The 19,432-nt window shown below is 66.0% G+C and carries 17 protein-coding genes and 3 pseudogenes; 17 read left to right on the forward strand and 3 right to left on the reverse strand.

From position 1 onward, the window contains the following. The 4 genes and pseudogenes from DIE16_RS09990 to DIE16_RS10005 all read left to right on the forward strand — a co-directional run. Window positions 1-85 (forward strand): annotated as a pseudogene (locus tag DIE16_RS09990) (RidA family protein); the annotation flags it as partial. 353 nt (window positions 86-438) lie between these two features. Further along, window positions 439-873 (forward strand): STM2901 family protein, encoded by a 435-nt coding sequence (locus tag DIE16_RS09995; RefSeq protein WP_124892231.1) that lies wholly within the window; start codon window positions 439-441, stop codon window positions 871-873. Then, the gene (locus tag DIE16_RS10000; RefSeq protein ID WP_124892232.1) at window positions 873-1,226 is read left to right on the forward strand and encodes a DUF1493 family protein; all 354 of its coding nucleotides are present in this window, start codon (window positions 873-875) and stop codon (window positions 1,224-1,226) included. Before DIE16_RS09995 ends, DIE16_RS10000 begins: the two co-directional genes overlap by 1 nt. Window positions 1,227-1,317: 91 nt before the next feature. After that, window positions 1,318-1,525: pseudogene (locus DIE16_RS10005) on the forward strand (RidA family protein); the annotation flags it as partial. Between the two features lie 85 nt (window positions 1,526-1,610). Here the strand turns inward: DIE16_RS10005 and queF are convergent. From queF to DIE16_RS37520, 3 genes and pseudogenes are all read right to left on the reverse strand, one after another. After that, window positions 1,611-2,441: an NADPH-dependent 7-cyano-7-deazaguanine reductase QueF gene (gene queF / locus DIE16_RS10010; protein WP_044848604.1), complete on the reverse strand. Its 831-nt coding sequence runs from the start codon at window positions 2,439-2,441 to the stop codon at window positions 1,611-1,613. A gap of 12 nt (window positions 2,442-2,453) precedes the next feature. Then, on the reverse strand, window positions 2,454-3,977 hold the full coding sequence (ilvA, locus tag DIE16_RS10015; protein ID WP_044848605.1) for a threonine ammonia-lyase, biosynthetic: 1,524 nt from the start codon (window positions 3,975-3,977) through the stop codon (window positions 2,454-2,456). A 140-nt stretch (window positions 3,978-4,117) separates the two neighbouring features. Then, window positions 4,118-4,567, reverse strand: a pseudogene (locus DIE16_RS37520) (hypothetical protein). Here DIE16_RS37520 and DIE16_RS10025 point away from each other — a divergent pair. The 13 genes from DIE16_RS10025 to clsB all read left to right on the forward strand — a co-directional run bounded on the left by DIE16_RS10025 (window position 4,553) and on the right by clsB (window position 19,344). Continuing rightward, a complete protein-coding gene (locus DIE16_RS10025; protein WP_124521038.1) occupies window positions 4,553-8,578 on the forward strand; it encodes a DUF3683 domain-containing protein in 4,026 nt (1,341 codons plus the stop codon). The pseudogene DIE16_RS37520 and the gene DIE16_RS10025 sit on opposite strands and share 15 nt — an antisense overlap. Before the next feature lie 85 nt (window positions 8,579-8,663). Next, window positions 8,664-9,107, forward strand: coding sequence for an HIT family protein (locus tag DIE16_RS10030; protein WP_044846840.1), 444 nt, complete (start codon window positions 8,664-8,666; stop codon window positions 9,105-9,107). Next, entirely contained in the window at window positions 9,104-9,517 is a 414-nt protein-coding gene (locus tag DIE16_RS10035) for a gamma-butyrobetaine hydroxylase-like domain-containing protein (protein ID WP_124488601.1), read from the forward strand. The genes DIE16_RS10030 and DIE16_RS10035 overlap by 4 nt, the downstream gene beginning before the upstream one ends. Window positions 9,518-9,569: 52 nt before the next feature. Continuing rightward, window positions 9,570-10,301 (forward strand): bifunctional demethylmenaquinone methyltransferase/2-methoxy-6-polyprenyl-1,4-benzoquinol methylase UbiE, encoded by a 732-nt coding sequence (ubiE, locus tag DIE16_RS10040; RefSeq protein ID WP_044846838.1) that lies wholly within the window; start codon window positions 9,570-9,572, stop codon window positions 10,299-10,301. Between the two features lie 41 nt (window positions 10,302-10,342). Further along, entirely contained in the window at window positions 10,343-11,377 is a 1,035-nt protein-coding gene (locus DIE16_RS10045) for a Tim44 domain-containing protein (RefSeq protein WP_124892233.1), read from the forward strand. A gap of 163 nt (window positions 11,378-11,540) precedes the next feature. After that, complete coding sequence (locus DIE16_RS10050) at window positions 11,541-12,167, forward strand: SCP2 domain-containing protein (protein WP_044846836.1); 627 nt, start codon at window positions 11,541-11,543, stop codon at window positions 12,165-12,167. Window positions 12,168-12,179: 12 nt separating this feature from the next. Next, window positions 12,180-13,757: a ubiquinone biosynthesis regulatory protein kinase UbiB gene (gene ubiB / locus DIE16_RS10055; protein ID WP_044846835.1), complete on the forward strand. Its 1,578-nt coding sequence runs from the start codon at window positions 12,180-12,182 to the stop codon at window positions 13,755-13,757. Window positions 13,758-13,774: 17 nt separating this feature from the next. Continuing rightward, a complete protein-coding gene (locus DIE16_RS10060; protein ID WP_124892234.1) occupies window positions 13,775-14,401 on the forward strand; it encodes an SAM-dependent methyltransferase in 627 nt (208 codons plus the stop codon). 95 nt (window positions 14,402-14,496) lie between these two features. Beyond that, window positions 14,497-14,841 (forward strand): FmdB family zinc ribbon protein, encoded by a 345-nt coding sequence (locus tag DIE16_RS10065; RefSeq protein WP_044846833.1) that lies wholly within the window; start codon window positions 14,497-14,499, stop codon window positions 14,839-14,841. 61 nt (window positions 14,842-14,902) lie between these two features. Next, the gene (locus tag DIE16_RS10070; protein WP_027785397.1) at window positions 14,903-15,553 is read left to right on the forward strand and encodes a DUF502 domain-containing protein; all 651 of its coding nucleotides are present in this window, start codon (window positions 14,903-14,905) and stop codon (window positions 15,551-15,553) included. A gap of 67 nt (window positions 15,554-15,620) precedes the next feature. Continuing rightward, window positions 15,621-17,423 carry an aspartate--tRNA ligase gene (gene aspS / locus DIE16_RS10075; RefSeq protein WP_044846832.1) on the forward strand — a complete coding sequence of 601 codons (1,803 nt, stop codon included), beginning with the start codon at window positions 15,621-15,623 and terminating at the stop codon, window positions 17,421-17,423. Between the two features lie 155 nt (window positions 17,424-17,578). Beyond that, window positions 17,579-18,073 (forward strand): dihydroneopterin triphosphate diphosphatase, encoded by a 495-nt coding sequence (nudB, locus tag DIE16_RS10080; RefSeq protein ID WP_044846843.1) that lies wholly within the window; start codon window positions 17,579-17,581, stop codon window positions 18,071-18,073. Then, window positions 18,070-19,344, forward strand: coding sequence for a cardiolipin synthase ClsB (clsB, locus tag DIE16_RS10085; protein WP_124892235.1), 1,275 nt, complete (start codon window positions 18,070-18,072; stop codon window positions 19,342-19,344). The genes nudB and clsB overlap by 4 nt, the downstream gene beginning before the upstream one ends. Window positions 19,345-19,432: the final 88 nt, after the last annotated feature.

Raw genomic sequence — 19,432 nt, forward strand, 5'->3', positions numbered from 1 at the left:
GGCACGCGCGTGCGTGCAGTCGAGCATGGTCATCGATTGCAAGGTCGAGGTCGATTGCATCGCTTACAAGCCGCCGGTGAAGTAACGCGGGCGGGCGAATTGTCGTGTCACAGGGCCGGCGCAGTAACATGCGCCGGCCTCGTTGCGTTTTGGCGGAATAGAAATGTCGCGGGCGGTTGGTATCGGGAGCACTTGTCTTCTGGCAAGCGCAATAATTCGGTGGGGAACGCAATCATGAGTGACCTGAGTAGCGCCGAATTTTTACACTCTGAATGAAATCCTTGTGACTCGAGCGTGACTCGATATGCCGCGTCTGGCGGGCGGCTCCGGTAATGGACGCGCAATACGCCAGCGGCGTCGATGAATCTCGATAGAGCAAATTGGGTGGATCGCTGGGTATGGTCGTCATTCCAATCAACGATTTCGTGAAATCGAATCATGACGAGCACTACATACCGCTATGGCGTTCATTCGGATCTCACGCCCGCCGAACTTTTCTTTTTCGTTGCCGTGGAAGAGACGTGCGCACGGATCGGGATCGACGATGTCGAAGCAGTGGTCCTGATTCTAGCTGGCTGGCCCGTTTTGCCGACGCGGCAAAAATTCGGTGGTGCGACGAAAGGAACGTCCGTCGCATCCGTGATGGCGCGTTCGATTTTTCGCTACCAGCTGAACAGGAAGGTTTTGCCAACCGTCACGCTTCAAAGCATCAAGTCATTTCGGATCATCCTGACCCGGAAGCTCAGCGTATTCGTCGGGCGCGCCGTTCCGGGCGCGGGTTGGGCGCTGCTGGCGCGCGACGTGTTCGGGATCGTTCATTGCACGGTCTCAAGGTACAACAGCCTCGTCAAACCTGAGGATAAGGTGTTCTGATGGAAAACGTGCGTTGGGACGAGATCGAAGCCTTTGTCAGGTCAGAGGTCGGGCTCGGTTCATCGAAGCCGCTCTCCGCCGGCACTCGGCTCTGGGAAGAACTTGGGCAGACCGGTGACGAAGCCAACGACTTCATGGGGCATTTTTTTGAGCGATTTGCCGTCGACACCGGCGATTTCGATTTCCACCGGTATTTTTTGATGGAAGGCGAGGGGTTGCTCTATTCGCTATTCCAGCGGTGGGTGCGACGAAAGCCCCACGACTTCAAGCGGGAATCGATTACGCTCGCGATGCTGCATCGTGCAGCCGTAGAAAGAAAATGGAACGCTGCGCGATTGGCCGCAATGCAGTGAAAGGCCGGGTCTCCACGCGTGTCGGACCGGATTTCAAAGAACGGGATCAGGATCGATGGCAGGCCCAAAACGCCTGCTAGTACCCCCTCACCTCCTGAAGAGAGCAGGCTACAGCCTCGAGCTTGTCGTGCACTGCGGCGTGTGGCATCGACGACGCGCGCGATTTCGCGTCGTTCAACAAGGTGTTCGTGTCGTACTTCGGCGAGCATCCGCTGGCACGCGCGTGCGTGCAGTCGAGCATGGTCATCGATTGCAAGGTCGAGGTCGATTGCATCGCTTACAAGCCGCCGGTGAAGTAATGCGGGCGGGCATCCCCCCTGCGCACAGCGAAACAGCCCCGTCGGCGCGAGCCGGCGGGGCTGTTTCGTGACAGGCGGGCCGCTATTACTGCCGCGCAGTCCGCGCGTTGTCCGGCATCGGCTGGTTGTAATTCGTGCGGAACGGATTGATGTCGAGCCCGCCGCGCCGCGTGTAGCGCGCATACACCGCGAGCTTCACCGGTTTGCACGCATGCAGGATGTCGAGGAAGATCCGCTCGACGCACTGCTCGTGAAAGCCCGTGTGATTGCGGAACGAGATGATGTAGCGCAGCAGCCCTGCATGATCGATCTGCGGCCCGACGTAGTGAATCTGCACGCTGCCCCAGTCCGGCTGGCCGGTGACCGGGCAGTTCGAGCGCAGCAGGTCGGACACGAGCGTTTCCTCGACCGGCGCTTCGTCCTCGGCGTCGGCGGCCGACAGCAGCGACGGATCGGGTTCGTACACGTCGGTGTCGAGGTCGAGCCGATCGAGCGACAGCCCGTCGAGCTCCTCCATCTCGAGCTTGCCGAAATCGTGCGGCGACACCAGCTGCACCGACACGCTCGCGCCGCACGCGGCCGACACGTCGCGCTTCAGCACGTCGCGCACCGCGTCGAGCGAGTCGAACTTCGATTGCGCGAACGAGCCGAGGTACAGCTTGAACGACTTCGATTCGACGATGTTCGGCGATTCGGCCGGCACGTAGAACGTCGCGACCGCGAGCTGCGGCTTGCCGCGCGCGTTGAGCCACGACAGTTCGTACGCGTTCCAGATGTCGGTGCCGAAGAACGGCAGCGCCGACGTGATGCCGAGCTGCTCGCGCGCCCCGGCGCGCGGGATCGGGAACAGCAGCGACGCGTCGTACTGCGCTGCGTAGACGGTCGCCTTGCCGAGCGGGGAATGTTCGGGATTCATTGCACGAAGCCTTTACGACAGGAAGAGGCGGTACGCGGGATTGGCGCTCTCTTCGACATACGGATAGCCGAGCGCCGCGAGGAAGCGTTCGAACTCGGCGCGATCGGCCTGCGGCACCTGCAGGCCGACGAGGATCGAGCTGTAGTCCGCGCCCTGGTTGCGGTAGTGGAACAGGCTGATGTTCCAGTCCGGCGCCATCGACGACAGGAACTTCATCAGCGCGCCCGGCCGTTCCGGGAATTCGAAGCGGAACAGGCGCTCTTCGAGCGCGAGCGGCGAGCGGCCGCCCACCATGTAGCGGATATGTTCCTTCGACAGCTCGTCGTGCGTGAGGTCGACGGTCTTGAAGCCGTGCGACTCGAAGTTCGCGGCGATCTCCTCCGACTCGCCGCGCCGCTTGATCTGCACGCCGACGAAAATGTGCGCGGACTGCGCATCGGCGATCCGGTAATTGAACTCGGTCACGTTGCGATCGCCGACGAGCGAGCAGAAGCGCTTGAAGCTGCCGCGCTCCTCGGGGATCGTGACGGCGAACACGGCTTCGCGCGCTTCACCCACTTCCGCGCGTTCGGCGACGAAGCGCATCCGGTCGAAGTTCATGTTCGCGCCGGACGTGACCGCGACGAGCGTCTGGTTCTCGATGCCTTCGCGTTCCGCATACTGTTTCGCGCCCGCGACCGCGAGCGCGCCGGACGGCTCGAGCACGCTGCGCGTATCCTGGAATACGTCCTTGATCGCCGCGCACAGCGCGTCGGTGTCGACCGTCAACACGCCGTCGAGGAATTCGCGGCAGAGCCGGAAGGTTTCCTCGCCGACGAGCTTTACCGCCGTGCCGTCCGCGAACAGGCCGACCTCGCTCAGTTCGACGCGCTCGCCCTTCTGCAGCGACTGCGCCATCGCGCACGAATCCTCGGCCTGCACGCCGAACACCTTGATCTCCGGCCGCACCGCCTTGACGTAGGCCGCCACGCCGGACGCGAGCCCGCCGCCGCCGATCGGCACGAAGATCGCGTGAATCGGACCCTGGTGCTGACGCAGGATTTCCATCGCGATCGTGCCCTGGCCGGCGATCACGTACGGATCGTCGAACGGGTGGACGAACGTGAGGTCGCGCTCCGCCTGCACCTTGACCGCGTGCGCGTATGCATCGCTGTACGACTCGCCCGCCTGGATCACCTCGACGCTCGGGCCGCCGTGCGCGCGTACCGCATCGACTTTCACCTGCGGCGTCGTGACCGGCACGACGATCACGGCCTTCACGCCCATCCGGGCCGCCGAGAACGCGACGCCCTGCGCATGATTGCCGGCCGATGCCGTGATCACGCCGCGCGCGAGCGCGTCGGCCGGAATGTGCGCCATCTTGTTGTACGCGCCGCGCAGCTTGAACGAGAACACCGGCTGGTTGTCCTCGCGCTTCAGGTAAACAGGGTTGTGCAGCCGGGCCGACAGGTTGCGGGCGGGTTCGAGTTCCGTCTCGAGCGCGACGTCGTAGACGCGCGCGGTGAGGATTTTCTTCAGGTAATCGTGGGATGCCATGGGCGCTCGCGTGCAGTGCGGAAGCAGACGGTAAAGGATGAATGATAGCGCCAAGGGTCGGTCCGCACGCAAGCGGCATGCCGGGCGCACGGTCGCGGAACCGCGCCGGCGGGCGTGTTGGCCGCATGAGGCGTTCCTTTTTACCGGTTTAACCGCATGGTTACCGACCGGACGGACGGCGAATTCCGGCGCGAAAACGTGCCGAGCCAAGCCCGGCGCGGCTTGCGGCGATAGCCCCACGACCTGTCCGGCGTGTCACGCGTGGCCCGATCATGGGTTAGAATTCCGTTTTGAATCAAGGATCGGAAGATGCAGAGGCACCCTCGGATCGCCCCGTTGAAGCCGACGCCGCGCGCAGCCAGCCCCGCGGCGGAGCGGCATGCGCGCCGCGCGCGATCGTGCTGATGGCTCCGAGTGCCGCCAGGCCCCACCCGTCGGGAACGGTGAGTTCAGTCCCGTTCCGGCCCCATGCGAGTTAGTCGCACGCCTGGCAACAGAACAGATTTCCCCAAGATTGCGCCCACGCGCTTGCCGACGCCCCTGCACGGTGTATCGGCCCTCCGAGTCGTCCGAACATGAACGCACCACAAGTTTTCGATCCGCATGGCGCGGCCGCCGCCGTCGCCGCCGACCCCGCGCCCCGTCTGCGCGAGATTCCCTACAACTACACGTCCTTCTCCGACCGCGAGATCGTGATCCGCCTGCTCGGCGCGGAGGCGTGGTCGGTGCTCGACGAACTGCGCGCCGAACGCCGCACGGGCCGCTCGGCACGGATGCTGTATGAGGTGCTCGGCGATATCTGGGTCGTGCGCCGCAACCCGTACCTGCAGGACGACCTGCTCGACAACCCGAAGCGCCGCGCGCTGCTGATCGAGGCGCTGAACCACCGCCTGACCGAGATCGGCAAGCGCCGCCGCGCCGACCTGAGCGCGCACCACGACGACGCGGGCCGTGAACGCGCCGAGCGCGTCGAGATGCTCGAGGCCGCCGCGCAGCGCGCGGTCGACGAGTTCGCCGACGAATTCGACAAGATGGCCGACCTGCGCCGCCGCGCGACCAAGGCGCTCGGCCGCTGCACGCAGAAGGACAACATCCGTTTCGACGGGCTGTCGCGCGTGTCGCACGTGACCGACGCGACCGACTGGCGCGTCGAATACCCGTTCGTCGTGCTGACCCCCGATACCGAAGCCGAGATCGCGGGCCTGATCAAGGCCTGCTTCGAGCTTGGCCTGACCGTGATCCCGCGTGGCGGCGGCACCGGCTACACGGGCGGCGCGGTGCCGCTCACGCCGTTCTCCGCGGTAATCAACACCGAGAAGCTCGAACAGCTCGGCGCGGTCGAACTCACCGAACTGCCGGGCGTCGCGCACAAGGTGCCGACGATCTTCTCCGGCGCGGGCGTCGTCACGCGCCGCGTGACGGAAGCGGCGGAGGCGGCCGGCTACGTGTTCGCGGTCGATCCGACCTCGCTCGACGCATCGTGCATCGGCGGCAACGTCGCGATGAACGCCGGCGGCAAGAAGGCCGTGCTGTGGGGCACCGCGCTCGACAACCTGGCCTGGTGGCGGATGGTCGACCCGGACGGCAACTGGCTCGAAGTCACGCGCCACGAGCACAACCAGGGCAAGATCCACGACATCGCGGTCGCGCGGTTCGAGCTGAAGTGGTTCGACGGCGCGTACGCGCCGGGCGAGAAGCTGCTGAAGACCGAGATGCTCGAGATCGAAGGCCGCCGGTTCCGCAAGGAAGGCCTCGGCAAGGACGTGACCGACAAGTTCCTCGCCGGCCTGCCGGGCGTGCAGAAGGAAGGCTGCGACGGGCTGATCACGTCCGCGCGCTGGGTGCTGCACAAGATGCCCGCGCACACGCGCACCGTCTGTCTCGAATTCTTCGGCCAGGCGCGCGAGGCGATCCCGAGCATCGTCGAGATCAAGGACTACCTGTTCGAAACGTCGAAGCAGGGCGGCGCGATCCTCGCGGGCCTCGAGCACCTCGACGAGCGCTACCTGCGCGCGGTCGGCTATGCGACCAAGAGCAAGCGCAACGCATTCCCCAAGATGGTGCTGATCGGCGACATCGTCGGCGATGACGCCGACGCGGTCGCGCACGCGACGTCCGAAGTGATCCGGATGGCGAACGGCAAGAGTGGCGAAGGCTTCGTCGCGATCAGCGCGGAGGCGCGCAAGCGCTTCTGGCTCGACCGCAGCCGCACGGCCGCGATCGCGAAGCACACCAACGCGTTCAAGATCAACGAAGACGTCGTGATCCCGCTGAACCGGATGGGTGAGTACACCGACGGCATCGAGCGGATCAACATCGAGCTGTCGCTGAAGAACAAGCTGCAGCTGGTCGATGCGCTCGAAGCGTTCTTCCGCGCCGGCAACCTGCCGCTCGGCAAGACCGACGACGCGAACGAGATCCCCAGCGCGGAACTGCTGGAAGACCGCGTGCAGCAGGCGCTGGAGTTGCTCAAGCGCGTGCGTGCGCGCTGGGAATTCGTGCGCGACCGGCTCGACCAGCCGTTGCGCGAGGCGCAGCACTACCTGGTGCAGCTCGGCTACGAGGCGCTTGCCGAGAAGTTCGCCGATCGCGCGGACGAGCAGCCGGGCGCAACCGTGTTCCACGTCACGCAGGACCGCACGGTCCGCATCTCGTGGAAGCAGGAGATCCGCGCGGAGCTGCGCGCGATCTTCAACGGTGGCGCGTTCAAGCAGATCCTCGACGAAGCGCAGGCGATCCACAAGCAGGTGCTGCGCGGTCGCGTGTTCGTCGCGCTGCACATGCACGCGGGCGACGGCAACGTCCACACCAACATCCCGGTCAACTCCGACAACTACGAGATGCTGCAGGACGCGCACGCGGCGGTCGCGCGCATCATGACGCTCGCACGTTCGCTCGACGGCGTGATCTCCGGCGAACACGGGATCGGCATCACGAAGCTCGAGTTCCTGACCGACGACGAGATCGCCGAATTCCGCGCGTACAAGCAGCGCGTCGACCCGAACGGCCGGTTCAACAAGGGCAAGCTGCTCGACGGTGCCGACCTGCGCAACGCGTACACGCCGAGCTTCGGGCTGATGGGCTACGAGTCGCTGATCATGCAGCAGTCCGACATCGGCGCGATCGCCGATTCGGTGAAGGACTGCCTGCGCTGCGGCAAGTGCAAGCCGGTGTGCGCGACCCACGTGCCGCGCGCGAACCTGCTGTACAGCCCGCGCAACAAGATCCTCGCGACCTCGCTGCTGGTCGAGGCGTTCCTGTACGAAGAGCAGACGCGCCGCGGCGTGTCGATCAAGCACTGGGACGAGTTCAACGACGTGGCCGACCACTGCACGGTGTGCCACAAGTGCGCGACGCCGTGCCCGGTGAAGATCGACTTCGGCGACGTCACGATGAACATGCGCAACCTGTTGCGCAAGATGGGCAAGAAGAAGTTCAACGCCGGCAATGCGGCGGGCATGTTCTTCCTGAACGCGACCAATCCGCAGACGATCAACGCCGCGCGCGGCGTGATGATGGGCGTCGGCTACAAGGTGCAGCGCTTCGCGAACGACATGCTGAAGAAGGTCGTGACGAAGCAGACCCAGCATCCGCCCGCGACGGTCGGCAAGCCGCCCGTGGTCGAGCAGGTGATCCACTTCGTCAACAAGAAGATGCCGGGCAACCTGCCGAAGAAGACGGCGCGCGCGCTGCTCGACATCGAGGACAACAAGATCGTGCCGATCATCCGCAACCCGAAGTCGACGACCGTCGATTCGGAAGCGGTGTTCTACTTCCCGGGCTGCGGCTCCGAGCGCCTGTTCTCGCAGGTCGGCCTCGCGACGCAGGCGATGCTGTGGGAAGCGGGCGTGCAGACCGTGCTGCCGCCGGGCTACCTGTGCTGCGGTTATCCGCAGCGCGGCTCGGGCCAGTACGACAAGGCCGAGAAGATCGTCACCGACAACCGCGTGCTGTTCCACCGGGTCGCGAACACGCTGAACTACCTCGACATCAAGACGGTGGTCGTGTCGTGCGGCACCTGCTACGACCAGCTCGCAGGCTACGAATTCGACAAGATCTTCCCGGGCTGCCGGATCATCGACATCCACGAGTTCCTGCTCGAGAAGGGGATGAAGCTCGACGGCGTGACGGGCACGCGCTACATGTATCACGACCCGTGCCACACGCCGATCAAGACGATGGACCCGGTGAAGCTCGTCAACGAGCTGATGGGCGCGGAGAAGGACGGCTACAAGATCGAGAAGAACGAGCGCTGCTGCGGTGAATCGGGCACGCTGGCGGTCACGCGTCCGGACATCTCCACCCAGGTCCGCTTCCGCAAGGAAGAGGAAATCCGCAAGGGCGCCGCGAAGCTGCGCAGCATCCCGGTCGTGGCCGGCAACGCGCCGGCGCCGGCCGCCGCGAGCGCGAACGGCCCGGACGTGAAGATCCTGACGAGCTGCCCGTCGTGCCTGCAGGGCCTGTCGCGCTACAACGAGGATGCGAACCTCGAGGCCGACTACATCGTGGTCGAGATCGCGCGCCAGGTGCTCGGCGAGAACTGGATGGCCGACTATGTCGCACATGCGAACAATGGCGGGATCGAGCGCGTGCTGGTCTAATGCGGGCATGACGACCGCCCGGGCGGGCCAGGAATGAGCGGGCGCCGGCGCAGATGCGCCGGCGCCCGTCCACATGGGAGCGACGATGGAATGCGTGTTTTGCCGTGAAGACGGCGGCGAGGTGCTCTGGCAGGACGATGCGCTGCGCGTCGTGCTCGCGACGGGCGAGCACGATTACCCTGGCTTCTGCCGGGTGATCTGGGGCACGCACGTGGCCGAGTTTTCCGATCTCGGCGAGCCCGAGCGGGCACATCTGATGCGCGTGGTGTATGCGGTGGAGCGCGCCGTGCGCCGCGTGATGCAGCCGAACAAGGTGAATCTCGCGAGCCTCGGCAACATGGTGCCGCACGTGCACTGGCACGTGATCCCGCGCTTCTCCAACGACGCCCATTTTCCGCAGCCCGTCTGGGCGCCGCGCCAGCGCAGCGTGTCCGAGGCGCTGCTGCGCACGCGCGCGGCGCAGGCCTCGCTGCTGCACAATGCGGTGCGCGAGGAAATTCAACGCATGACCGATTCGAGGCAGCCATGAGCGGTTTGACTTCCACGACGCCGATTCCGTCCGGCGTCGTCGTGCACGCGGTGTCGCGCGTGCTCGAATTGCAGTACCCGAACGGCGAAAATTACCGGATTCCGTTCGAGCTGATGCGCGTCTATTCGCCGTCGGCCGAGGTGCGCGGCCACGGGCCGGGCCAGGAGACGCTGCAGACCGGCAAGCGCGAGGTGACGATCACCGCGCTCGAGGGCGTGGGCAACTACGCGCTGCAGCCGACGTTCTCCGACGGTCATTCGACCGGCATCTACTCGTGGGATCTGCTGTACGAACTGGCGACGCAGCAGGACGCGCTGTGGCGCGACTATTTCGACAAACTGCAGGCGGCGGGCGTCGAGCGCGACGCGCCGATGCCGGCGGCCCCCGCGCCGCACGGCCACTGCCACTGAAATCGACGGCGCCCGCTCGGCGCCGTCTTGCCATTTACTGAGGATCAACGCGATGAGCAAAACCCACTTCGGCTTCGAAAGCGTCGAGGAAACCGAAAAAGCGAAGAAAGTGGCGGGCGTGTTCCATTCGGTCGCGAGCAACTACGATCTGATGAACGACCTGATGTCGGCCGGCATGCACCGCGCGTGGAAGGCGTTCACGATCGCGCAGGCGAACGTGCGCCCCGGCTTCAAGGTGCTCGATATCGCGGCCGGCACCGGCGACCTGACCAAGGCGTTCGCGAAGGCGGCCGGGCCGACCGGCGAGGTCTGGCACACCGACATCAACGAATCGATGCTGCGCGTGGGCCGCGACCGGCTGCTCGACAAGGGCATCGTGACGCCGTCGCTGCTGTGCGATGCCGAGAAAATCCCCTTTCCGGACAACTACTTCGATGTGGTTACGGTCGCGTTCGGGCTGCGCAACATGACGCACAAGGACGCCGCGCTGGCCGAGATGCGCCGCGTGGCGAAGCCGGGCGGCCGCGTGATGGTGCTGGAATTCTCGAAAGTCTGGGATCCGTTGAAAAAAGCGTACGACCTGTATTCTTTCAAAGTATTACCGTGGCTTGGCGACAAGTTCGCGAAAGATGCTGAAAGTTATCGGTATCTTGCTGAATCTATCCGGATGCACCCCGATCAGGACACGCTGAAGACGATGATGGAACAAGCGGGCCTCGACGCCGTCAAATATTACAATTTGTCAGGTGGCGTGGTAGCTTTACACCTAGGAACCAAGTACTAAGGGGTTCTTCCCATACATTCGCCTTACATCTGGAGAAGCTGATGTCCGAATCGCGTTCGTTGTTCAACCGTAGCAAGCCGTCGAAGCCGTGGGCTCGACGGGTCGGCACGCTGCTGATGGTCGGCCTGCTCACGGCCGGCACGTTCGCATCGCTCGACGCCGAAGCCAGACGTATGGGCGGCGGGCGCAGCATCGGCCGCCAGAGTTCCACCGTCACGCAGCGCCAGGCCACGCCGCCCGCGCAGCAGCCGATGCAGCAGGCCGCGCCGGCGCAGGCGCAGCGCGCGAACCCGGCCGCACCGGCACCGGCCGCGCAGCCGAACCGCTCGCGCTGGCTCGGGCCGATCGCAGGTCTCGCGGCCGGCCTCGGCATCGCGGCGCTGCTGTCGCACTTCGGCCTCGGCGGCGCGTTCGCGAGCATGATGGCGAACGTCATCGTGATCGCGCTGCTGGCGATGGTCGGCATCTGGCTGATCCGCAAGTTCATGAACCGTCGCCGTCCGCAGGAACCGGCGTACTCGGTGGGCGGCTCGGCCTCGTCGTCGGGCGGCTACTCGCAGAGCCCGTCGTTCCAGCAAGGCAGCACCGGCAGCAACTATGCCGGCAGCGGCAGCAGCTACGCGAACGAAGCGCAGGGCGTGTTCGGCGGCGGCGCAGCGGCCGCGGGCGCTGCGGGCGCAATGGCGGCCGCACCGCTGCAGGTGCCGGCCGGCTTCGACACCGAAGCGTTCCTGCGCAGCGCGAAGGTCTACTTCGTGCGCCTGCAGGCGGCGTGGGACCAGGGCAACCTGGCCGACATCCGCGAGTTCACGACGCCGGAAATGTTCGCCGAGATCAAGATCGACCTCGATTCGCGCGGCAACGAGGCGAACCAGACCGATGTCGTGCAGCTCGACGCGGAACTGGTCGCGATCGAGGATCGCGGCATCGAGCAGTCGGCGAGCGTGCGCTTCCACGGGCTGATCCGCGAATCGGCGAATGCGTCGGCGGCGCCGTTCGACGAGGTGTGGAACCTGTCGAAGTCGGGCGGCCAGGGCTGGCTGCTCGGGGGTATCCAGCAGATCAACGCGCACTGAGCGTGACCGGCGGCCGGCTTGCCGGCTGCCCGGGCGACGGCCGCCGCACTGCGACCGCTTGCCGCCCGGGTGTGCGGTTGGCCGCGGGCTGCCGACGATCCGACGTTACAATAGAAACCCGCGTGGGCGCCCGGCCTGCGCGGGTTTTTTCTTTCCCAGCCCGATGACCTTTGCCGCCAAGCCTTTTGCTGCTGCTGTCAATCACCTGCTCGCGCGCGAATCGTGGGCGCGCGATCGCCTGATCCCTTACGCGGGCAAGACTGCCCGGCTCGACGTGCCGCCCGTCACGCTCACGCTGCTCGTGCAGCCCGACGGCTACCTGTCCGCGGTGGAAGCGCATGATGCGCAACACGTCGACGTGTCGATCGCGCTCGCGGGCGACACGGTCGCCGCATTCCTGCAGGGCGGCCAGGCGGCCGTGATGAAGCACGTGAAGATCGAGGGCGACGCCGAGTTCGCGACCCAGATCGCGAAGCTGGCCGAGCACCTGCGCTGGGAACCTGAGGAAGATCTCGCGAAGCTGGTCGGCGACGCGGCGGCGTACCGGATCGCGACGGTCGTGCGCGACGCCGGCGCGCGCGCGCGCCGCACCGGCCGCAACGTGCTCGATTCCGTCGCCGAGTACTTGCTCGACGAGAACCCGCAAGTCGTCCGACGCACGGTGCTCGGCGGCTTCGACGCCGAACTGGCGCGGGCGCGCGATGCGCTCGCGCGGGTCGAAAAGCGGGTCGAGCGACTCGAACAAAAAATCGGCGCGCGCACGGGCTCCGGCCCGCGCGGCGCGCACTGAGGGCCGCAGGGCATGCGCATTTTCCGTTTCATCAAGATTGTCTACACCGTCATCCGCTTTGGCCTCGACGAAGTGATGCTGTCCCGGATCGACGACCGGCGCGTGAAGCTGCTGCTGCGGATCACGACGATCGGCCGCCGCTTTTCCGATCCGCCCGCCGTACGGCTGCGTCACGCGCTCGAAAGCCTCGGCCCGATCTTCGTGAAGTTCGGCCAGGTGCTGTCGACGCGCCGCGACCTGCTGTCGGTCGATTTCGCGAACGAACTCGCGAAGCTGCAGGACCAGGTGCCGCCGTTCGATTCCGCGGTGGCGATCGCGATCATCGAGAAGTCGCTCGGCGCGCCGGTCGACGAGCTGTTCGACGAATTCGAGCGCGAGCCGGTCGCGAGCGCGTCGATCGCGCAGGTGCATTTCGCGAAGCTGAAGCAGGGCGTGCACGCGGGCAAGGCCGTCGCGGTCAAGGTGCTGCGCCCGAACATGCTGCCGGTGATCGATTCCGACCTCGCGCTGATGCGCGACATCGCGACGTGGACGGAGCGCATGTGGGCCGATGGCCGGCGCCTGAAGCCGCGCGAAGTCGTCGCCGAATTCGACAAGTACCTGCACGACGAGCTCGACCTGATGCGCGAGGCCGCGAACGGCAGCCAGCTGCGCCGCAACTTCGCGGGCCTCGACTTGCTGCTCGTGCCCGAGATGTTCTGGGATTTCTCGACGTCGCAGGTGCTCGTGATGGAGCGCATGACCGGCGTGCCGATCAGCCAGGTCGAGACGCTGCGCGCGGCCGGCGTCGACATCAAGAAGCTCGCGCGCGAAGGCGTCGAGATCTTCTTCACGCAGGTGTTCCGCGACGGTTTCTTTCACGCGGACATGCACCCGGGCAACATCCAGGTGAGCCTCGATCCGAACACGTTCGGCCGCTATATCGCGCTCGATTTCGGGATCGTCGGCGCGTTGTCGGATTTCGACAAGAACTACCTCGCGCAGAACTTCCTCGCGTTCTTCAAGCGCGATTACCACCGCGTCGCGACGCTGCACCTCGAATCGGGCTGGGTGCCGCCCGAGACGCGCGTCGAGGAACTCGAGAGCGCGATCCGCGCGGTGTGCGAGCCGTATTTCGACCGCGCGCTGAAGGACATCTCGCTCGGCCAGGTGCTGATGCGCCTGTTCTCGACGTCGCGCCGCTTCAACGTCGAGATCCAGCCGCAGCTCGTGCTGCTGCAGAAGACGATGCTGAACGTCGAAGGGCTCGGCCGTTCGCTCGATCCCGAACTCGACCTGTGGAAGACCGCGAAGCCGTATCTCGAGCGCTGGATGACCGAGCAGATCGGCCTGCGCGGCTGGTACGAGCGCTTCAAGGTCGAGGCGCCGCAGTGGAGCAAGACGCTGCCGCAACTGCCGCGGCTGATCCACCACGCGATGGCGGCGCGCCACGATGCGCCGCGCGCGGCGAGCGAGGACCTGATGCGCCAGATCCTCATCGAGCAGAAACGAACCAACCGGCTGATGCAGGCATTGCTGATCTTCGGTCTTGCCGTCGGCGTCGGGGCGCTCGTCGCGCGCGTGCTGCTCGCGCTCGCGTACGGCGCGTGACCGAAGGGGCCGGAGCGATGTCCGAACCGAAACAACCGTCCGCGCCGAGCGCCGCCGATTTCGCGACGCGCGACCCCGGCAGTGCCGCGTTCTGGGACGAGCGTTTCGCGCGCGGCGTGACGCCGTGGGAATTCGGCGGCGTGCCGGACGGGTTTCGCGCGTTTGCGCAGCGGCACGAGCCGTGCGCGGTGCTGATCCCCGGCTGCGGCAGTGCGCAGGAAGCCGGCTGGCTCGCGCAGGCCGGCTGGCCCGTGCGCGCGATCGATTTCGCCGCGCAGGCGGTGGCGGCCGCGAAGGCGCAGCTCGGCGCGCACGCGGACGTCGTCGAGCAGGCCGATTTCTTCACGTACCGGCCGCCGTTCGACGTGCAGTGGGTGTACGAGCGCGCGTTCCTGTGCGCGCTGCCGCCGAGCCTGCGCGCCCGTTACGCGACGCGGATGGCCGAACTGCTGCCCGCCGGTGCGCTGCTGGCCGGGTATTTCTTCGTGACGAAGAAACCGAAGGGGCCGCCGTTCGGCATCGAGCGGGCCGAACTCGATGCGCTGCTCGCGCCGCACTTCGAGCTGATCGAAGATCTGCCGGTGACCGATTCGCTGGCCGTGTTCGACGGAAACGAGCGCTGGCTCACATGGCGCCGTCGCTGAAGCCCGCGCGTCGCGGCCGTTGCCGGAGTGCGCCGGGGTTTCGGATATAATTCAAGGTTTTGCAAGCCGTTTCCAGTTTCTGCGGGAAAAATATCATGCCGATCTACGCCTATCGATGCGAAGCGTGCGGTTTCGCGAAGGACGTGCTCCAGAAGATGAGCGACGCGCCGCTGTCGCAGTGCCCCGAATGCGGGAAGGATGCTTTTCGCAAGCAGGTTACCGCCGCCGGCTTCCAGCTGAAGGGCTCGGGCTGGTATGTCACCGATTTCCGCGGTGGCTCGGGCGGCACCAGCGCGCCGGCGACGGCGTCCGGCGACACGGGCACGGCAGCGCCGGCCGCCGCGGCGCCGGCGGCAGCCGCGCCCGCTGCGTCGGGTTCCGAAAGTACGACGACGAGCGCCGCGCCGGCCCCGGCCGCAGCGCCCGCCGCCGGCAGTTGACCGTCGCGGCCCGGCCGGGTCGCGACCAACCCGCGCTTCCGGCGCGGTTCATTGACGGCAGATGATGAAAAAGACGACCCTGAAAACGGTGTTTCTGACCGGCCTGCTGGTTCTCGTCCCGCTCGCGATCACGCTGTGGGTGCTCGGCCTCATCATCGGTACGATGGATCAGACGCTGCTGCTCCTGCCCGAATCGTGGCAGCCGGAGCGGATGCTCGGCTTCCATCTGCCGGGGATCGGCGCGGTGCTGACGCTCGCGTTCATCTTCGTCGTCGGGCTGGCGACGCAGAACTTCATCGGCCAGAAGCTCGTCACGTGGTGGAACGCGGTCGTGCGTCACATCCCGGTCGTCGGGCCGATCTACACGAGCGTCAAGCAGGTGTCGGACACGCTGCTGTCGAGCAGCGGCAATGCGTTCCGCAAGGCGCTCCTGATCGAATACCCGCGCCGCGGCTCGTATACGATCGCGTTTCTGACCGGCGCGCCCGGCGGCGACGTGGTCAATCATCTGACGGAAGAGTACGTGAGCGTGTACGTGCCCACGACGCCGAACCCGACGTCGGGCTTCTTCCTGATGCTGCCGAAGAGCGAAGTCATCGAACTCGACATGTCGGTCGATGCCGCGCTCAAGTACATCGTCTCGATGGGCGTCGTGGCGCCTTCGGCGCCGGCTCCGGCGCCCGCCCGCCGTCCCGTCGAGCCGCCGCTGTAAGTAAAGAATCATCGCCCGGGCCGCGCGTTGCGGCGCCCGTTGATCAAACCGAACGAAAGCAAACATCATGTCGATGCGTACTGAATACTGCGGTCTCGTGACCGAACACCTGCTGGGCCAAACCGTGTCGCTGTGCGGCTGGGTGCAGCGCCGCCGCGATCACGGCGGTGTGATCTTCATCGACCTGCGCGATCGTGAAGGCCTCGTGCAGGTGGTGTGCGACCCCGATCGCGCGGAAATGTTCGCGACCGCCGAAGGCGTGCGCAACGAGTTCTGCGTGCAGATCAAGGGTCTCGTGCGCAACCGTCCGGAAGGCACGGTCAACGCCGGCCTGAAGAGCGGCAAGATCGAAGTGCTGTGTCATGAGCTGATCGTGCTGAACGCGTCGGTCACGCCGCCGTTCCAGCTCGACGACGACAACCTGTCGGAAACGACGCGGCTCACGCACCGCGTGCTCGACCTGCGCCGTCCGCAGATGCAGCACAACCTGCGCCTGCGCTACCGTGTCGCGATCGAAGCGCGCAAGTACCTCGACGAGCAGGGCTTCATCGACATCGAAACGCCGATGCTGACGAAGAGCACGCCGGAAGGCGCGCGTGACTACCTCGTGCCGTCGCGCGTGAACGCGGGCCAGTTCTTCGCGCTGCCGCAGTCGCCGCAGCTGTTCAAGCAGCTGCTGATGGTCGCGAACTTCGACCGTTACTACCAGATCACCAAGTGCTTCCGCGACGAAGACCTCCGCGCCGATCGTCAGCCGGAATTCACGCAGATCGACTGCGAAACGTCGTTCCTCGGCGAGCAGGAAATCCGTGACCTGTTCGAAGACATGATCCGTCACATCTTCAAGACGACGATCGACGTCGAACTCGACGCGAAATTCCCGGTGATGCCGTACTCGGAAGCGATGGCGCGTTTCGGCTCGGACAAGCCGGACCTGCGCGTGCAGCTCGAATTCACCGAGCTGACCGACGCGATGAAGGACGTCGACTTCAAGGTGTTCAGCACGCCGGCCAACGCGAAGGACGGCCGTGTCGCGGCGCTGCGCGTGCCGAAGGGCGGCGAGCTGTCGCGCGGCGACATCGACGGCTACACGGAATTCGTGCGCATCTACGGCGCGAAGGGCCTCGCGTGGATCAAGGTCAACGAAAAGGCGAAGGGCCGCGACGGCCTGCAAAGCCCGATCGTCAAGAACCTGCACGACGCCTCGATCGCGGCGATCCTCGAGCGCACCGGCGCTGAAGACGGCGACATCATCTTCTTCGCGGCCGACCGCGCGAAGGTCGTCAACGACAGCCTCGGCGCGCTGCGCCTGAAGATCGGCCATTCGGAATTCGGCAAGGCGAACGGTCTCGTCCAGGCCGGCTGGAAGCCGCTGTGGGTCGTCGACTTCCCGATGTTCGAATACGACGACGAAGACGCGCGCTACGTCGCGGCACACCACCCGTTCACCAGCCCGAAGGACGAACACCTCGAGTACCTCGAGACCGACCCGGGCCGTTGCCTCGCGAAGGCCTACGACATGGTGCTGAACGGCTGGGAAATCGGCGGCGGCTCGGTGCGTATCCACCGCGAGGAAGTGCAGAGCAAGGTGTTCCGCGCGCTGAAGATCGGCGCGGAGGAAGCGCAACTGAAGTTCGGCTTCCTGCTCGACGCGCTGCAGTACGGCGCGCCGCCGCACGGCGGTATCGCGTTCGGTCTCGACCGCATCGTCACGATGATGGCCGGTGCCGACTCGATCCGCGACGTGATCGCGTTCCCGAAGACGCAGCGTGCGCAGGATCTGCTCACGCAGGCGCCGAGCCCGGTCGACGAGCGTCAGCTGCGCGAACTGCACATCCGTCTGCGTCAGCCGGAACAGCCGAAGGCGTAACGCTTGTCAACGATCGTGTGCGCGGCGACGCGCGCACGACGCCCAACGAAGAAGGCGCCTGGTGCGCCTTTTTCGCTTTTTGCGGTACAGTCGCAGCACTTGCCGCACGTTCGGGCACAGGCCCGACGCACGGCCCTGTGCCGCATGAAACCAAGATGACGAAGCCGCCGAAAATCCCCGAATCCGTTCTCGTCGTGATCTACACGCCCGAACTCGACGTGCTGGTGATCAAGCGTGCCGACCAGCCCGATTTCTGGCAATCGGTGACCGGGTCGAAGGACGCGCCCGACGAGCCGCTCGCGCTCACGGCCGCACGCGAAGTCGCCGAGGAAACCGGCATCGCGGTCGGGTCGCACGACGTGCCGGCCACCGCGCTGGTCGACTGGCACCACCGGATCGAATACGCGATCTATCCGCAATACCTGCATCGCTATGCGCCGGGCGTCACGCGCAACGTCGAGCACTGGTTCGGCCTGTGCGTGCCGCACCGCGTCGACGTGACGCTGTCGCCGCGCGAGCACGTCGACTACGCGTGGCTGCCGTTCCGCGAAGCGGCCGCGCGCTGCTTCTCGCCGTCGAATGCCGAGGCGATCCTGCAATTGCCCGTGCGCGTGTCGCTCGCGCGGGCACCGCACGGCTCGTCCGCATGAATGCGGAAACCCGCAAGCGCTTCGCGCAATTGCGGCAGATGTTCCTGCAGGAGCGCGGCTCCGCGTCGCGGCTCGCGTTCACGGCCGGCAACACGGTACGGCTCTGCGAGACCGGCAACGAATTCTTCCTCGCGCTGATCGAACGGATCGATGCGGCGCGCGAGCAGGTGATGCTCGAAACCTACATCTTCTGCGACGATGCGGCCGGCCGGCCGGTGTCGGATGCGCTGATCCGCGCGGCGCAGCGCGGCGTGCGCGTGCGCGTGATCACCGACGGCATCGGCACCGCGCGCCTGCCGCTGTTCGACACGTGGGCCGAGGCCGGCGTCGAGCATTGCATCTACAACCGCTACCTGTTCGGCCGCTTCGGCTTCTCGCGCACGCACCGCAAGCTCGCGGTGATCGATCATGCGGTCGCGTTCTGCGGCGGCATCAACATCGTCGACGACTTCACGCACGGCAGCGCGACGCTGCCGTTTCCGCGCTGGGATTTCGCGGTCGAGATGGCGGGGCCGGCGGTATCGGACGTGCGCGCCGCGTTCGAGCTGCAGTGGCACCGGATCCAGTTCGGCCACAAGCCGTACGCGCAGTACGCGGCGGGGCTGCACGGCGGCGAGGCGTTTCCTGACATGTTCCGGCGCTGGATGCGCAGCCACCGCTGGATCAAGGCCGGTGCGCTGCGGGTCGTGACCGAGCCGAGCGTCGCGTTCGTCGCGCGCGACAACGTCGTGAACCGCCGCGCGATCGAGAAGGCGTATCTCGCCGCAATCGGCCAGGCGCGCCAGCGGATCCTGCTCGCGAATCCGTACTTCATGCCGGGCCGCAAGCTGCGCCGCGCGCTGACCGGCGCGGCACGTCGCGGCGTCGACGTGCGGATCCTGATCGGCCGCAAGGAATTCGCGGCGCTCGATACGGCCGTGCCGTTCCTGTATCACGCGCTGCTGCGCGCGGGCGTGCGCGTGGCGGAATACGACAAGACGATGCTGCACGGCAAGGTGGCCGTGATCGACGACAACTGGGCGACCGTCGGCTCGTCGAACCTGGACGCGCTGAGCCTGATGCTGAACAATGAGGCGAACGTCGTGCTGGTGCGCTACGATGCGGTCACGAACCAGCTGCGCGACGCGATCGCGGCCGCCTTCTCCGAAGGCCGCGAAATCGATGCCGCCCGGTACGCCGCACGGCCGCGCATCGAGCGTATGCTGAACTGGCTCGCATACAACACGTACCGCCTCGTGATGAAGGCGCTGACGGTCGGCGGTTACGACTGACACGGATTCAGCATCCGCTTCATCAATCTGTCCGCACGTTCGTGCGGAAAAGCCGCTCCGGTCCTCCGGAATCGCGCAAAATAGCGGC

Source organism: Burkholderia sp. Bp9090 (genome assembly GCF_003857985.1).
Lineage (GTDB): Bacteria > Pseudomonadota > Gammaproteobacteria > Burkholderiales > Burkholderiaceae > Burkholderia.

What these genes read in the sequence shown, in the direction of transcription:
- DIE16_RS09995 (WP_124892231.1), top strand. Translation starts at nt 439, where the DNA reads ATGACGAGCACTACATACCGCTATGGCGTTCATTCGGATCTCACGCCC.
- DIE16_RS10000 (WP_124892232.1), top strand. Translation starts at nt 873, where the DNA reads ATGGAAAACGTGCGTTGGGACGAGATCGAAGCCTTTGTCAGGTCAGAG.
- queF (WP_044848604.1), bottom strand. Translation starts at nt 2,441, where the DNA reads ATGAATCCCGAACATTCCCCGCTCGGCAAGGCGACCGTCTACGCAGCG.
- ilvA (WP_044848605.1), bottom strand. Translation starts at nt 3,977, where the DNA reads ATGGCATCCCACGATTACCTGAAGAAAATCCTCACCGCGCGCGTCTAC.
- DIE16_RS10025 (WP_124521038.1), top strand. Translation starts at nt 4,553, where the DNA reads ATGAACGCACCACAAGTTTTCGATCCGCATGGCGCGGCCGCCGCCGTC.
- DIE16_RS10030 (WP_044846840.1), top strand. Translation starts at nt 8,664, where the DNA reads ATGGAATGCGTGTTTTGCCGTGAAGACGGCGGCGAGGTGCTCTGGCAG.
- DIE16_RS10035 (WP_124488601.1), top strand. Translation starts at nt 9,104, where the DNA reads ATGAGCGGTTTGACTTCCACGACGCCGATTCCGTCCGGCGTCGTCGTG.
- ubiE (WP_044846838.1), top strand. Translation starts at nt 9,570, where the DNA reads ATGAGCAAAACCCACTTCGGCTTCGAAAGCGTCGAGGAAACCGAAAAA.
- DIE16_RS10045 (WP_124892233.1), top strand. Translation starts at nt 10,343, where the DNA reads ATGTCCGAATCGCGTTCGTTGTTCAACCGTAGCAAGCCGTCGAAGCCG.
- DIE16_RS10050 (WP_044846836.1), top strand. Translation starts at nt 11,541, where the DNA reads ATGACCTTTGCCGCCAAGCCTTTTGCTGCTGCTGTCAATCACCTGCTC.
- ubiB (WP_044846835.1), top strand. Translation starts at nt 12,180, where the DNA reads ATGCGCATTTTCCGTTTCATCAAGATTGTCTACACCGTCATCCGCTTT.
- DIE16_RS10060 (WP_124892234.1), top strand. Translation starts at nt 13,775, where the DNA reads ATGTCCGAACCGAAACAACCGTCCGCGCCGAGCGCCGCCGATTTCGCG.
- DIE16_RS10065 (WP_044846833.1), top strand. Translation starts at nt 14,497, where the DNA reads ATGCCGATCTACGCCTATCGATGCGAAGCGTGCGGTTTCGCGAAGGAC.
- DIE16_RS10070 (WP_027785397.1), top strand. Translation starts at nt 14,903, where the DNA reads ATGATGAAAAAGACGACCCTGAAAACGGTGTTTCTGACCGGCCTGCTG.
- aspS (WP_044846832.1), top strand. Translation starts at nt 15,621, where the DNA reads ATGTCGATGCGTACTGAATACTGCGGTCTCGTGACCGAACACCTGCTG.
- nudB (WP_044846843.1), top strand. Translation starts at nt 17,579, where the DNA reads ATGACGAAGCCGCCGAAAATCCCCGAATCCGTTCTCGTCGTGATCTAC.
- clsB (WP_124892235.1), top strand. Translation starts at nt 18,070, where the DNA reads ATGAATGCGGAAACCCGCAAGCGCTTCGCGCAATTGCGGCAGATGTTC.